The sequence below is a fragment of the Burkholderia metallica genome, assembly GCF_001718555.1.
GTDB lineage: Bacteria > Pseudomonadota > Gammaproteobacteria > Burkholderiales > Burkholderiaceae > Burkholderia > Burkholderia metallica.
On record NZ_CP013403.1, the window covers coordinates 1,446,630 to 1,460,065 of the forward strand.

Annotated in this window: 12 protein-coding genes and 1 pseudogene; 7 read left to right on the forward strand and 6 right to left on the reverse strand. The window is 69.2% G+C overall.

What is annotated here, in order from left to right; all coding sequences use genetic code 11:
- Positions 1–292: 292 nt before the first annotated feature.
- Positions 293–640: a hypothetical protein gene (locus WJ16_RS33800; protein ID WP_076606006.1), complete on the forward strand. Its 348-nt coding sequence runs from the start codon at positions 293–295 to the stop codon at positions 638–640.
- Between the two features lie 169 nt (positions 641–809).
- Here WJ16_RS33800 and WJ16_RS26120 read toward each other — a convergent pair whose 3' ends face one another.
- The 5 genes and pseudogenes from WJ16_RS26120 to WJ16_RS35680 form a co-directional block, all read right to left on the reverse strand.
- A complete protein-coding gene (locus WJ16_RS26120) occupies positions 810–2,792 on the reverse strand; it encodes a heavy metal translocating P-type ATPase (protein WP_069259928.1) in 1,983 nt (660 codons plus the stop codon).
- On the reverse strand, positions 2,789–3,832 hold the full coding sequence (hflK, locus tag WJ16_RS26125; RefSeq protein ID WP_069259929.1) for a protease modulator HflK: 1,044 nt from the start codon (positions 3,830–3,832) through the stop codon (positions 2,789–2,791). The genes WJ16_RS26120 and hflK overlap by 4 nt, the downstream gene beginning before the upstream one ends.
- Positions 3,829–4,872 carry a protease modulator HflC gene (gene hflC / locus WJ16_RS26130; protein ID WP_069259930.1) on the reverse strand — a complete coding sequence of 348 codons (1,044 nt, stop codon included), beginning with the start codon at positions 4,870–4,872 and terminating at the stop codon, positions 3,829–3,831. Before hflC ends, hflK begins: the two co-directional genes overlap by 4 nt.
- A gap of 93 nt (positions 4,873–4,965) precedes the next feature.
- A complete protein-coding gene (locus WJ16_RS26135; RefSeq protein WP_069259931.1) occupies positions 4,966–6,879 on the reverse strand; it encodes a protease modulator HflK in 1,914 nt (637 codons plus the stop codon).
- 338 nt (positions 6,880–7,217) lie between these two features.
- Positions 7,218–7,310: pseudogene (locus tag WJ16_RS35680) on the reverse strand (plasmid pRiA4b ORF-3 family protein); the annotation flags it as partial.
- Between the two features lie 286 nt (positions 7,311–7,596).
- On the opposite strand from WJ16_RS35680, the gene WJ16_RS26140 reads away from it, so the two are divergent.
- Positions 7,597–8,256 (forward strand): carbonic anhydrase, encoded by a 660-nt coding sequence (locus WJ16_RS26140; protein WP_069259932.1) that lies wholly within the window; start codon positions 7,597–7,599, stop codon positions 8,254–8,256.
- A 279-nt stretch (positions 8,257–8,535) separates the two neighbouring features.
- Here the strand turns inward: WJ16_RS26140 and WJ16_RS26145 are convergent, their stop codons facing one another.
- Positions 8,536–9,108 (reverse strand): lipocalin family protein, encoded by a 573-nt coding sequence (locus tag WJ16_RS26145; RefSeq protein ID WP_069259933.1) that lies wholly within the window; start codon positions 9,106–9,108, stop codon positions 8,536–8,538.
- A 250-nt stretch (positions 9,109–9,358) separates the two neighbouring features.
- Here WJ16_RS26145 and WJ16_RS26150 point away from each other — a divergent pair, with 250 nt between their 5' ends.
- The 5 genes from WJ16_RS26150 to WJ16_RS26170 all read left to right on the forward strand — a co-directional run bounded on the left by WJ16_RS26150 (position 9,359) and on the right by WJ16_RS26170 (position 13,400).
- On the forward strand, positions 9,359–9,970 hold the full coding sequence (locus tag WJ16_RS26150) for a sigma-70 family RNA polymerase sigma factor (RefSeq protein ID WP_069259934.1): 612 nt from the start codon (positions 9,359–9,361) through the stop codon (positions 9,968–9,970).
- Complete coding sequence (locus WJ16_RS26155; RefSeq protein WP_069259935.1) at positions 9,967–10,701, forward strand: anti-sigma factor; 735 nt, start codon at positions 9,967–9,969, stop codon at positions 10,699–10,701. Before WJ16_RS26150 ends, WJ16_RS26155 begins: the two co-directional genes overlap by 4 nt.
- Before the next feature lie 151 nt (positions 10,702–10,852).
- Positions 10,853–11,686 (forward strand): DUF1295 domain-containing protein, encoded by an 834-nt coding sequence (locus WJ16_RS26160; protein ID WP_069259936.1) that lies wholly within the window; start codon positions 10,853–10,855, stop codon positions 11,684–11,686.
- Entirely contained in the window at positions 11,683–12,783 is a 1,101-nt protein-coding gene (locus tag WJ16_RS26165; RefSeq protein ID WP_069259937.1) for an SAM-dependent methyltransferase, read from the forward strand. Before WJ16_RS26160 ends, WJ16_RS26165 begins: the two co-directional genes overlap by 4 nt.
- Positions 12,780–13,400, forward strand: a complete 621-nt coding sequence (locus WJ16_RS26170) for a lipocalin family protein (protein WP_069259938.1) — start codon at positions 12,780–12,782, stop codon at positions 13,398–13,400. Before WJ16_RS26165 ends, WJ16_RS26170 begins: the two co-directional genes overlap by 4 nt.
- Positions 13,401–13,436 lie beyond the last annotated feature (36 nt).

A 13,436-nucleotide genomic window follows, 5' to 3' on the forward strand; every position in this document is an offset into this window, starting at 1 on the left:
GCGGCATGCGCAAACAGAACGCGTGCGTCACGCCAGGAGCGTGATGATATAACATTGCATTCGCCGTGCACAATGTCCCCGTTTGTTGCCGGTGGGTGAGTTGCACTGGGCGCAGCGCTGCCGACTGGCCCTCATGGTCGGCCGGGAGTATCGTTAGGGAGCGTGCCACGCGTTCCGGTTTCGTTTCCGGATGGCGCCTATCCGCGCCAGGCAGGTTCCCCAGTCGAAGCCTTATTCGCAGGGGCATCGCCAGGCGGTCGTCGAATGTTCCCGTGCGGACAAGGAGACAAGCATGAGCCCATGCAACGAACCTCACCATGCTCACCATGACCATCAGCATGGCCCGGGCTGCGGACACACCGCAATCAAGCACGGCGACCACGTCGACTATCTGCACGATGGCCATTTGCATCATCCGCATGGCGATCATGTCGACGAGCACACGGTCGAGGTCAGTGCAAACAATCCGGACCAGTGCACGCCGGGTTGCGGCGGCCATGAGCCGGGCCATGTCCACGGCCCCGGCTGCGGGCACGAGCAGGTACCGCACGGCGATCACGTCGACTACCTGGTCGACGGCCATCTCCATCACCCGCACGGCGATCATTGCGACGACCACGGTCCGGTGGAACTCGCCTGAGCAGTATCGAAGCGAGGCGGGGAATCGGATTCCCTGCCGCCTTCATGGCTGCCTTCCCGGACGCCGACCGGCGCATCCGGTACGCCGATATCGCCACCGCTGAAGGGACGCTTTCCTTGCCGCCTCACGCACGCCCGATTCCGTGAAGGCGTGAGAGATGTCGCGACCGCTAAACGGCGTGACGAGTCCTGGATGCATGCTCGGGAGCGAGCGCGGGGGCAGGGGAGTCGTCAATCCGCAGCAGACGGCCGGCGTTGGCAATCACGATGAACGTGCCGACGTTGTGCAGGATCGCGGCCCACACCGCGTCGAGCACGCCGGTCGCGGCCAGCGCGATCACCGCGAGCGTCCACGCGAGGCCGATCGCCGCATTGGTCGTCGCCGTGCGCCGGCAGTGCCGGCCGAGGCGGATGCAGGTCGGAATCCGCCGCAGGTCGTCGCCCAGCAGAACGACGTCGGCCGACGCGATCGCGATGTCGACGCCGCGCTCGCCCATCGCGATGCTCGTCGAGCCGGCCTTGATCGCCAGCACGTCGTTCAGTCCGTCACCGACGACGAGCGGATGCAGCCCCGCGCCGATCTCGCGCATCACGTAGTCGAGCTTGTCGTGCGGCAGCGCCTGCGCGACCACCGTGTCGATGCCCGTCTCGGCCGCCACCTTGCTGGCGACGCGTTCGAGATCGCCCGTCAACAGCGTCTGCCGCGCAAGGCCCAGCGCCCGTAGTTCGGCGAGCGCTTCGCGCGCGTCGGGGCGCAGCGTATCCGCGAAACCGAACCACCCGAGCAGGCGCCCGCCGAGCGCGAGGCCGACGAGCGGTCCGTCGAAACCGTCCGGGGCTGGCGGCAACCCGCCGACGTAGTCGGCCAGCAGCGCGGGCCGACCGAGCACGGCCGTGCCGTCCGGCGTGTCGGCGACAACGCCGAGCCCGCGCAATTCCCGCGTGCGTTCGAACGGCGCACCGGCCGCGCCGTCGAGACCCGACGCGATGGCATCGCGCACGAGCGCGCGGCTCGCCGGGTGCGCGCTGCCTTCGCCGAGGCGCGCGGCCAGCGCGCGCGCGTGCGTGCCGTCGACGCCGGGCTGCAGCCATACCTGCCGGACCTGCAATTCCCCGCGGGTGAGCGTGCCCGTCTTGTCGATCACGAGCGAATCGACCTCGGCGATCTTGTCGAGGAACGCGGCATTGCGAAACAGGATGCCGTGCCGCGCGCCGACCGCGATCCCGGCAATCGCCGTGGACGGCGCGGCGAGCACCAGCGCGCACGGGCACGCGGCCACGATGACCGCGAGCATCGCCGATGCATTCGCGGACGTGAACCAGACGATCGCCGCGATCAGCAGGACGAGCGCGAGATACGCGCCCATGTGGCGCTCGAGCACCTGCGTAACGGGCGGTTTCGCCTGTTCCGCATGCTGCATCAGCGCGATGATCTTGCCGAGCGTCGAATCCTTGCCGGTGTGGGTGACCTCGATGCGCAGCACACCGTCGAGATTCAGCGCGCCGCCATACACGGCGCTGCCCGCATCGACGTCGAGCGGCACGGATTCGCCGGTGAGCGGACCGTTGTCGACACTCGACGCGCCCGCCAACACGATGCCGTCGACCGGAATGCGCGCGCCGGCCACCACTTCGATACGGTCGCCCGCCCGCAGCGCGTCGTACGCGACTTCGGTGACGCTGCCGTCGGCGTCGATGCGGCGCACGCGGCCGGCCGTCAGCCGGCCGAGCGCGCGAATCGCTTCCTGCGAGCCGAGCACGCTGCGCTCCTCGAGCGCGTGCCCGAACGTCATCACGATCGGCAGCAGGGCGGCCGTCGTCATGTCGCCGATCGCCCACGCGGCCAGCATCGCGAGCGCGATCAGGCGATCGGTCACGCCATGCAGGCTCGGCGCGCGCAGGCTGTGCCATGCGCTCGCAAACACCGGCCCGGCGACGATCAGCGATGCGAGCGCGGCGAGCAGTTGCGCGAGCGTCTCGCCGCCGGCGGACAGCATGCGCCACGCAAACGACAGCACGAGCAGGCCGCCCGCGAGCAACGCCAGCGCGATCTGCCGCGTGATCGTGCGACGCTCGTCGGACGACAGCGCGTAGGCGGGGGCGCCGGTGGAAGCGGCATCCGGCTGCGTGGCCGGTTCAGCGAGCGAATTCATCGGGGGTTTCCGGGCAGGATCAGGTTCGAGGTGTCGTGCGGATCGATGGTCGTCACGCGTCCGGCCTTCGACAGCACGCCCTGCACGCGATCGCGATACAGCCGCGCCAGCAGCCCCGGATCGCCGTTCTCGCGCAGCGTCGCGTCGAGCTGCCGGATTTCCAGCGTGTCGGTCTGCGCGGTTGCGACGCGCTCTGCCGCGCGTGCCTGCGCACGCTGGACGATCCGGTCGGCATCCTGCTGGGCGTCCTGCCGCCGCTGTTCGGCGGCGGTGCGGGCCTCGGCGATGGTCCGCTCGGCGACCTGCAGCGCCGTCAGCACCGCGTTGAACGCGTCGGCGGCCGCGCCGGGAAACGCCGGCTGCACGTCGACGCGCGCGACCTCGACACCGAGCCCCGCGTGCGCCGCGTCGAGCGCGCGCAGGTGCCGCGCGATCGCGTCGGCGAGATCGCCGCGCAACCGTTCGCGACGCGCGGCCATTTGCCGGTCGGCGGCCAGTTGCTCGGGCCGCGCGACCAGAATCGCGTCGAGATCGCGCGTGGCCGCAACCTCGACGGCCGACGCGGACACGATCCGCTCGAGCGCCGCGTCGAGACGGTCCCGCTGCAGCACGTACGCGTACGGATCGCTGACCCGGTAATAGAGCACCGCGCTCAATGCGACCGCACCGCCGTCGCCGGTCAGCACGTAACCGGAACCGGCCAGCGCGTCGGGCAGCCGCGCGACGCCTCGAGCGGGCGACGCGAGCGCCCGCGGATCGCGGTCGAGCGAGCGGATCCGCTGTTCGAGCACGCGCGCGGCGCCCGGCACGAGCAGCACCGATTCGAACGGCTGCGGCCATGCGATCACGAGCCCGGCGTCCTGGGTGCGCACGAGCGCGCCGAAACGCATCACGACCGCGCGGCTGTCCGCCGGAATCCGCCGGATGTTCGAGCCGGCCCATGCGCATGCGGCGAGCACCGCGAGCGCGGCGACGAACCAGAACGACAGGCGCACGGCCTGCGCGCCCGGCCCGAGCGCGGGTGCGGGTTGGTCGCTCATCGCGCGGCCTTGTGCGCTTTGGGCGCCGGCGCGGTCGGCCCCGTCGCGTCGGCCGGACCCTGCACGAGCACGCGGAACGGCGCGGCGTCGGTGCGCAAAATCAGGTTCGTATTGGTGCCGACCACCGCGTTCAGCGTGTCGAGCGAGCGCAGCATCGTGTACAGGTGCGGGTTGCCCGCATAGCTCTTGCCGTAGATGTCGGCCGCGTCCTTGCGCGACTGCGCTTCGATGCCGGCCGCCTTCACGTTCGCGTCGGCCAGCGCGATGCGCGCGTCGCGCTCGGCGTCCGAGCGGATCTGCGCGGCCTCGCGATTGCCGTCCGCGGTGCGCTGGGCTGCCACGGTCTCGCGTTCGGCGCTCATCCGGTCGACCGTCGCGGCGAGCGTGACGGCCGGCAGCGTCAGCCGTTCGAGTCCGACCTGCACGACGCGCACGCCGTATGCCGCGTAGAGCTGTGCGTCGATCTGCCGGCGCAACGCATTTTCGAATTCGCCGATCTTCACCTGGGCCGGATCGGTGTTCACGAGCGACGCGAGATCGTACCCGGCGGAGGTCGTCTGCAGCGCGGACCCGACGAGCGAGCGAATCTGCCGCGCCGCTTCGTCCGGCTCGTTGCCGACCGCGCGCATGAAGCGCCCGATGTCGCGCGCATCGGCCGGCACGCGCCACGCGACGTAAGCCTCGACGATGATGCGCAGCCCGTCGCGGGTGCCGACGTCCTGCAGGCCGCTCGACGTGGTGTGCAGGCGCAGGTCGACGGGTGTCACCGCGTCGATCGGCGCAGGCAGGCGCCACGCGAGGCCGGGTTCGAGCAACACGCGCACGGGCCGCCCGAAGCGCGTGACGACCGACGCCTCGCCGGCGCGTACCTGCACGAAGCTCGCGACCGCGAGCGCGACGAGCACGCACAGCAGCGCGATCGCGACACGCAGGCGGAATGCGCCGGGCGGTTGCGGTGCGCCGCGATGCGCATGGTGGTCGTGGCCGTGGCTGTGGCCGTGGTGCGCATGATCATGCGCGTGCGAATGAAACAGACTCACGATGTCACCCCGGGTGCGGCGTCGCCCGCATGCGGTGCGGCGGCACGGCCTGCCGCCGTGTTGCGCCGCCCGTGCGGATCACGCCGCGACATGTCAATGAATGCCGGCCAGATCGCCGGCCGGTGTGTTTCGAAGATCGACGGTCGCCCGCGTGCCGTCGGCCAGCCGGTCGTCGATGATCGTCATGCGTGCGTTGAGCAGCCCGCGCTGCAGCCGGTCGAGGTAATACTCGAACGGAAACGCGGGGCCGCCGAGCCGGTACGCGACCACGTCGGCGTCGAAATCGATCTGTTGCACGCGCGCCGACGACACCGTGTCGCCGGCCTGCGCTTCGGCGTGCGCGATCCGTTCGAGCGCCTGCTGCTGCGCATTGCCGAGCAGGCCGGCCGCGAAGCCGCGCGCCTGGGCGACGCTGCCCTGCGCGCGGATCTGCGCGGCCTGCACGTCGTGGAAGGCGGCCGCCGCGCCGGTAGGCGGATGCACGCTCTCGATCACGACCGCGATCACGTCGACGCCGCTTTGCAGCCGGTCGAGCTGCTGCTGGAGCGCGCGCTTCAACTGGTCGGCCATCGCGGCCTGATTCGTTTCGAGCAGCGATTCGAGCGTATGCGACGACAGGTAATGCACGAGTTCGCGATTGGCGCTCGCGCGAACCGTGCTTTCCGGGTCGATCGTGCGATAGAGCGCCGCGCGCGCGTCGGCATCCGTCGGACCGACACGGTAGTCGACCCGCACGTCGGCGTTGACGATCTGGAAGTTCTGGCGGTCGCCGTTCGCGCCGGCGATCACCTGGGTGGTGTCCCACGGATGCGGCGCGTCCCACAGACGGTCGAGGCGTTCGGGCGTCGGGCCGTCGGCGGGCAGGGGAGGCGCGTCGGCGCCGCCGTCGCTCGCGCTACCTGCAATCGCGACCTGATGGACCGCGCCGTTGTCGACGATGCGCGCGCGGCCGAACGGCCAGGGCAGACCGACGTGCAAACCCGGTTGCCAGACCGCGACCGGCGCGCCGAACCGTTCATACACGGCGCGCTGCTCCGGGTTCAGCACGACGACGGCGGTCAACAGCCATGCGCACGCGACCGTGGCAGCAAGCGCGCCGGGCAGCAGCCGCACGAAGCTGCGCCAGCCCCAGCTCTGCCGCAGGTCGATGCCGTAGCGATCGCGCAGTTCGGCGCCGAGCGACGCGAACGGCGACGGGCGGCGGCTCAGCAGCCCGGCGAGCGCGCTGGTCGGCACGATGGCGCCGCGCGGCGCCGCGAACCACGACAGCACGCCGCGCAGGGCCAGTTCGGCGGCGATGGCTGCATTGAGCAGCGCGAGCGCATGCACGAGCCCGTCCGCGGTGCGGTGCCGGAACACGAACCATGCGGCGGCCAGTGCACCCGCGAGCGCGGTGGCGAGTGCGACGCGCAGCATCCGCGTGAGCGACGCCGCAACCGCCGACGTGCGTGCGGCGGCCGCGTGATGGCGTTCGGCGACGAGTGTAAGGAAGGCGAGAACGATGCATGCCGCGCCGGCTGCGAACGTGGGTTCGGGTGCAGCCATCGCGCGAACCAGCATCGCGGGCGACGGCGGCTGCCACGCGAACGCGGCAAGCGCGACGGAGAACCCGGCGCCGGCGGTGACGGCCCACGGCCGCCAGTCGATTGCGGCGGCGATCGCGGGCCACGGGTTGTCGTCGTGCGCCGATGCGGGCTCCGACTCCGGCGCCTGCTTGCGGCGAACCGCGCCGCGCAGCCAGTTGGCGAGCAGCGGGGCGACTGATCCTTCGGGCGGATGGCGGCGTCCGCGCTGGGCGAGCAGCACGCCGATCGCGACGACGAACACGTTGCACCAGGCGCTGGCGAGCGGCGCACACCAGCGCAGGTCGGCAGGCAGCATGTCGACGGTGCTCAGCATGCCGAGCGCGGCGACCAGCAACGCGGCGGCCCCAGCAACCGGTGCGAGCGCGTCGCGGCCGGCCGGGCTACCGGGAATGTCGTCGTTGCCTTCCGCCTGTTGCCCCATCGGGGTTCCTTACGTATGCGTTACGGGGGCGCAGGTCCATGCGGATTTCTGCGAGCGGCAATGTAGCGCGGCAGATGATGAAACTCAAGGTGATCTATCTGACTCGGCTATAGAGTGATTTTACATAACGTGAATTATCAGTTATTTGTGTGTAAGAGCAAAGTTGTAATGTCGCGTTCCGAGCCGCGGATCTGCTCCTTCAGCGCAACGCTGGTGTCCACGTCCAGACGGCACTGCCTTCAGGCTGGTGGGAGTCTCGACGCAATGTGTATTACCGGTTCCCCCAGCGATTGGAAGCCATGCGGAACAGCGCCGCATTGGCAGCACGCAAATCGAACTTCGGTTCCTTCGACTTCGATCTGACGCCAGATCGGCGGATCGATGCGCTGAAGCGCAACATGAAGGGTGACGCGCTGGAACGATTTCGGCATTTGCTCTCCGGGAAACGGGAATCTGCGCGCTTGTCGCCGCAGGATGATTCACCAGAATCTGCTAAACCCCAGAATCGCTTCCGGTCGCTTGATTGACGAGAATCCATCCATTCGCCAGACACCAGACACTGACGTCGAATCCAATCGACCTTCGTTCCGGCATCCCGGGGCGGATACCGGGCAATGCTTCCCGCCATCCCGCCCGCTATCTGCATTATCATGCTGGCCGCGCAGGCGCACCCGCTTGCTCCTGCGCTGATCATACGTCTGAAGTTTTGGAGCGAGCATGCGAGATATCATCGATGGTTTTTTGCGTTTTCAACGCGACATCTACCCGCAACGTGAGGCGCTTTTCAAGCAACTCGCGACGTCACAAAACCCCAAGGCGCTGTTCGTCACGTGCTCCGACAGCCGTGTCGTACCCGAACTGCTCACGCAACGCGAGCCGGGCGAACTGTTCGTGATCCGCAATGCGGGCAATATCGTGCCGTCGTACGGCCCGGAACCCGGCGGCGTGTCCGCCACCGTGGAATACGCGGTCGCCGTTCTCGGCGTTCGCGACATCGTGATCTGCGGCCACTCCGATTGCGGCGCGATGGGCGCGATTTCGCGCTGCACCTGCCTCGATCATCTGCCGGCCGTCGCGAACTGGCTGCGTCATGCCGATTCCGCGCGAGTCATCAACGCCGCGCATGAATACGACACGCCGCGCGCGAAACTCGACGGGCTCGTGCGCGAAAACGTGATCGCGCAGCTTGCGAACCTGCGCACCCACCCTTCCGTCGCGCTTGCACTGGAGCAAGGACGCCTGAATCTGCACGGCTGGGTTTACGACATCGAGACGGGCGGCATCGACGCGCTGGACGGCACCACCCGACGCTTCGTCCCGCTGGCCGAGTCGCCGACGGTCGTCGCCGTGAACTCGCGCGACCGCGCCCAGATCTAGCGCGCCGGCTATTCGCGTACGAAGCCCGGCGCGGGGCGCGCGCAACGATCCGCCGAACAGAGTGCGGGAACGCGCGCACCGGTTCGTATCGCCCCGCCCCACGCGCGCGCCCCACGGCGTCCGTGCGGATGCCGCACCACGCTGACGGCAGGGACGCCGTCACGTGCTGTGCTCCGTCAGCGTTTCCCCGCCGTTCCCCGTCACGGCTTCGCGCATCCGCGGGGCTCGGCGTTGCGCCGGGCCCGCTGGCGCCCTGCACGCATGCCGCGTGCGGTCGCCCTAATGCGCGGTGCGGCGCAACATCGTCGTGTCGTAACCGAGCTTCCGAACCCGTTCGACGAGCGCCGCGGCCTGTTCAGCGGAGGGCTTCGCGTCGCGCGTCAGGATCCACAGGAACCGACCCGACGGTTCACCGACGATCGACCATGCGTAGTCGTCGGCGTGATCGAGCACCCAGTAGTCGCCGAAGAAGAACGGCCCGAAGAACGACACTTTCAGCTTTGCGTTGCCGCTGTCGGCCACGATCTTTGCACGCCCGTCGGCGGTTCGCGCGCGGCCGTTCGGCCCGCCTTCGCGGCAGGTATTGCGCACGCCGACGAGACCGTCTTCCCGCTTCGCATACTCGGCCGTCACGCCGTCGCATCCGCGCTCGAAGCGGTTTTCATACCGCGCGAACTCGTACCATTTGCCGACGTAGCGATCGAGATCGACGGATTTCGCGGGTGGCGGAACGTGTGCATTCCCGCTGGGCCCGCCGGCTAGGCCTGCACATCCCGCAACAAGCACAAGTGCGGCGCCCGCCGCGATCGCGACCGCCGTCCACAGCGGTCTGCCGACGATACTTCGCTTCATTTGAATGGTTCCCGGACACGAAAACCGGTCATTGTGCACTCAACCGACCGTGGTCTGCCGCATTCGCCGCACGGTGCCCCGGCCTGCATCCGGGCGGACGAGTCGCTCGTAACCGGTTAAGGAGTTCGCAACCGGCGTCGCCCGGCACGACGTGCAGCGGACGCGCCGTCGATCGTTCAATCGGATGCATCCGGGAATGCTATATTTCGCTCGACATTCACACCATGGCGATCCGCGCCATCCCCTTCGCATGAGCGACACGCCGAGCGGTGCCAGCGGCTTCGATCAGTCAGCCCCTTCGCGCGGGGCCGATGCGGATGCCGCGCGCCGCGAACATCTGAATCGGGTGATGCTTCAGGCAGCCGCCGGCGATCAGGCGGCTTTCGCGGAGTTGTACCGGCTGACCGCGTCGCGGGTGTTCGGCACAATCGTGCGCATGCTTCACGATCACGGGGAAGCCGAGGATCTGCTCCAGGAGGTCTACACGACCGCATGGCGACGCATCGACGCGTTCGACCCGGCACGCGGCGGCGCGATGACATGGCTGATCACGCTGGCACGCAACAAGACGATCGACCGCTTGCGGCAGCATCGCGACGCGCAACTCGACGACGAACAGGTGCTGGAGCTTCCAGCCGACGATCCGACGCCCGCCGCGCTGGCGGAAGCCACGCAGGAGCGCCTGCGTCTCGAGCGCTGCCTCGCGCAACTCGATCCGCAGCAGAGCCGCGCGGTGCGCGAGGCCTTCTTCAGCGGCGCGACCTACAGTGAGCTGGCAGCGCGACTGCGCGTGCCGCTCGGAACCATGAAGAGCTGGATCCGGCGCAGCCTGATGCAGCTGAAGGTGTGCCTCGAGCGATGAATACGCCGGCCGATCACGATCCCGAATTGCGCTGCGCAGAATACGCCCTCGGCGTGCTCGACGCGGACGCACGGCGCGAGCTGGAGGCGTCTGCCGCGCGCGACCCGGCGTTGCATGCCACGCTCGAGCGGTGGCAGCGCCGCCTCGCCCCGCTCGCGGACGACGTCACGCCCGTCGACCCGCCCGCGCGAATCTGGACGAGGATCCAGCACGACCTGGGTTTCATCACGTCGCCGCGGCCACGCAGCGCAGCGCCGTCCGGCGGATGGTGGAACAGCGTGCGACTGTGGCGCTGGGTCGGCATTGGCGCGAGCGCGGCTGCGCTGGGGCTGCTCGCGGTCAACGTGATCCGGGTGGACGAAGCGCCGCCGCGCCCCGCTGCCGACGACAGCCACTACATGGCCGCCACGCTCGCCCAAACGGATGGCGTGGCACGGTGGACCGCCACGGTCGACTTGCGGCGTGCCCGGATGGTCGTGGTGCCCGCGAACACGCCGCCGGTCGCTGCCGACCGGTCGACGGAGCTCTGGCTGATTCCGCCGAATGCGAAGCCGATCTCGCTCGGTGTATTCGCGTCGAATGCGCCGGCGTCGATGACGCTGCCGCAAGCGATCGTCGCGCAACTCGATGCACGCGCGGTGCTCGCCGTGTCGCTCGAGCCGCACGGCGGCTCGCCGAGCGGCCAACCCACCGGGCCGGTGATCGCCACCGGCGCAATGCACCTCACCTGACGCGCGCCACGCGCGCTCAACGCGTCAAGCGCGGCCGCGTGCCGCGCGTTGCCGTCTCGCTCGACGGGATCATCCCGCACCATGTCGCGTCCGGTTGCATCCGGTCGGTGGCCGGCTCCGTATAAAGGGGTATCGCGTCCCCGGAGCCCGTATGCCCGCCGTCGCCGTTGCCCTCCTCGCCTTCGTCGGACTGATCGTGTCCTTCACAGCGGTCTGGATGACCCAATTGCATTCCCGCAACGCCGGGATGATCGATCCGGTCTGGGCCGCGACGCTCGGCGGCGTAGCCGTGTTCGTCGCCGCGCTGGCTACCGGCCCGGCATTGAATCGTGCGCTCGTCGCCGCCGGCGGCGGCATCTGGGGGCTGCGACTCGCGCGCCATCTGTGGCGGCGCAATCGCGGACAGCCGGAGGACCCGCGCTATCGACAGTTCCGCCGGCAGTGGGGCGACGCCGCGCCGCATCGGATGTTCTGGCTGTTCCAGTTGCAGGCGCTGATCTCGATGTTGCTGTCGATCGCATTCTTCATCCCCGCCTACAGCGCGGAAGCCCCGTCCCGGTTCGCGATTGCAGCGGCCGTCGCGATCTGGATCGCCGCCGTCGCCGGAGAAACGGCCGCTGACCGGCAACTCAAGCGGTTTCTCGCAGATCCCGACCACGGCGGCCAGGTCTGCCGCGCCGGGTGGTGGCGCTATTCGCGGCACCCCAACTACTTTTTCGAGTGCGTGCACTGGCTCGCCTACACGGCGCTGGCGACCGGAATGCCGTGGGGCTGGCTGACGCTGATACCGCCCGTGCTGATGGCCTGGCTGCTGCTCAAGGTATCCGGCTTGCCGCTGCTGGAAGCGCGTCTGGTGCAAACCCGGCCGGGCTACCGCGACTACATGCGCACGACCAGCGCCATCGTCCCGTGGCCTCCGAGGCCGGCGCCCCGCTCTTCCCCCACTCGAACCAATCACCCTGAAGACCGGAGCACGCGATCATGACCGCTACCCCCTCGCAACCTTCGCCGGCGTCGACGGCGGCACCCGACGACGCCTGGCTGATCCGATGCTGCGAGCGCGGCTGGCTGCCGGACCGGCTGATCCGGGCCGGCATGCGCTCGCTCATGCGGCAACGTCTGCGCGCCGAACACGCGTACGACGCCGAACGGCGCGCGGCGGCCCACGACACGCTGGTGCGTGAGCTGGGCGCGAGCCCGATCGCAATCGAGACGCTCGCGGCGAACACGCAGCACTACGAGGTGCCCGGCAGCTTCTTCGAGGCCCATCTCGGCCCGCGGCTCAAATATTCGTGCGGCTATTACCCGCGTGGCGACGAAACGCTGTCGCAGGCAGAGGACGCGATGCTTGCGCTGTACGCGCAGCGCGCCAGGCTGGCCGACGGGCAGCGCATGCTCGACCTCGGCTGCGGCTGGGGTTCGCTGTCGCTATGGCTCGCCGAGCGGTATCCGGCGGCGCAGATCGTCGGCCTCTCGAACTCGCACGGTCAACGCCACTTCATCGAGCAACGCGCGGCGCAGCGCGGACTGACGAATCTGCGAATCGTGACCGGCAACGTGGTGGACTTCGATTTCGGTCGCGCGGAAGCCGGTTTCGACCGCGTCCTCTCGATCGAGATGTTCGAGCACATGAAGAACTACGGGCAACTGCTCGCGAAAATCGCGCGCTGGATGCAGGACGACGGCAAGCTCTTCGTGCACATCTTCGCGCACAAGCTGCTCGCCTATCACTTCGCGGTGCGCGACGACGCCGACTGGATGTCGCGCCATTTCTTCACGGGCGGCACGATGCCGTCGGCCGACCTGCTGCTGCGGTTCCAGGACGACCTGCGCGTCGCCCGCCAATGGTGGCTCGACGGCACGCACTACGCCCGCACGGCCAATCAGTGGCTCGCGTCGCTCGACGCGGCGCGCGGCCGGATCATGCCGATTTTCGAGACCGTCTACGGCGCCGACGCCCGTCTCTGGTTCCAGCGCTGGCGGATGTTCTACATGGCTGTTGCCGAGCTGTTCGGCTATGCCGACGGGCAGGAATGGGGCGTCGCCCACTATCTGTTCGACAAGCGCCGGGGCCTCGCATGAGGGCCGCGATCCCGTACCGGGCTCGGCGCCGCGTCGCCGTCACGGTCGTGACGGCGCTCGCGATCGGGGCCGCCGGGTGCTCGGGCAGCCCGCCGAACCCGAATCCGCGCGCCGCCGTGCCGCTGTCGACCGTCCCCGTCGACTTGCCGCGCTACATGGGCCGCTGGTACGTGATCGCCAATATCCCGTATTTCGCGGAACGCAACTTCGTAGGCAGCCGGGCCGAATGGCGCCTGCGCGAAGACGGCCGGATCGACGACGCCTTCGTCGGCCGCAAAGGCGGCTTCGACCAGCCCGAGACGCACTATCGGTTCGTCGACGCCGTCGAGCCCGGCAGCGGCGGCGGCGAATGGCGCGTGCGGCTGTTCTGGCCTGTGTACGTCACGCAACTGACGCTCTACGTCGATCCCGACTACCGGTACACGATCCTCGGCTACCCGGGCAAGACGCTCGGCTGGATCTTCTCGCGCGAGCCGACGATGGACGACGCCACCTATCGCGCGCTGCTCGGCCGGCTCGACGCGATGGGTTACGACACGTCGCGCTTCAGGCGGGTGCCGCAAACGCCGGACCAGATCGGCGAGCCGGGCTTCGCGTCGCCCGGCGATCGCGACTGACGGCCGCACCTGCATCCGCCGCGCGCGGTGCGTCGT

Bases quoted from the DNA above. Each gene is read 5' to 3' on its own strand.
- WJ16_RS33800 (WP_076606006.1), top strand. From the start codon at position 293: ATGAGCCCATGCAACGAACCTCACCATGCTCACCATGACCATCAGCAT.
- WJ16_RS26120 (WP_069259928.1), bottom strand. From the start codon at position 2,792: ATGAATTCGCTCGCTGAACCGGCCACGCAGCCGGATGCCGCTTCCACC.
- hflK (WP_069259929.1), bottom strand. From the start codon at position 3,832: ATGAGCGACCAACCCGCACCCGCGCTCGGGCCGGGCGCGCAGGCCGTG.
- WJ16_RS26135 (WP_069259931.1), bottom strand. From the start codon at position 6,879: ATGGGGCAACAGGCGGAAGGCAACGACGACATTCCCGGTAGCCCGGCC.
- WJ16_RS26140 (WP_069259932.1), top strand. From the start codon at position 7,597: ATGCGAGATATCATCGATGGTTTTTTGCGTTTTCAACGCGACATCTAC.
- WJ16_RS26145 (WP_069259933.1), bottom strand. From the start codon at position 9,108: ATGAAGCGAAGTATCGTCGGCAGACCGCTGTGGACGGCGGTCGCGATC.
- WJ16_RS26150 (WP_069259934.1), top strand. From the start codon at position 9,359: ATGAGCGACACGCCGAGCGGTGCCAGCGGCTTCGATCAGTCAGCCCCT.
- WJ16_RS26155 (WP_069259935.1), top strand. From the start codon at position 9,967: ATGAATACGCCGGCCGATCACGATCCCGAATTGCGCTGCGCAGAATAC.
- WJ16_RS26160 (WP_069259936.1), top strand. From the start codon at position 10,853: ATGCCCGCCGTCGCCGTTGCCCTCCTCGCCTTCGTCGGACTGATCGTG.
- WJ16_RS26165 (WP_069259937.1), top strand. From the start codon at position 11,683: ATGACCGCTACCCCCTCGCAACCTTCGCCGGCGTCGACGGCGGCACCC.
- WJ16_RS26170 (WP_069259938.1), top strand. From the start codon at position 12,780: ATGAGGGCCGCGATCCCGTACCGGGCTCGGCGCCGCGTCGCCGTCACG.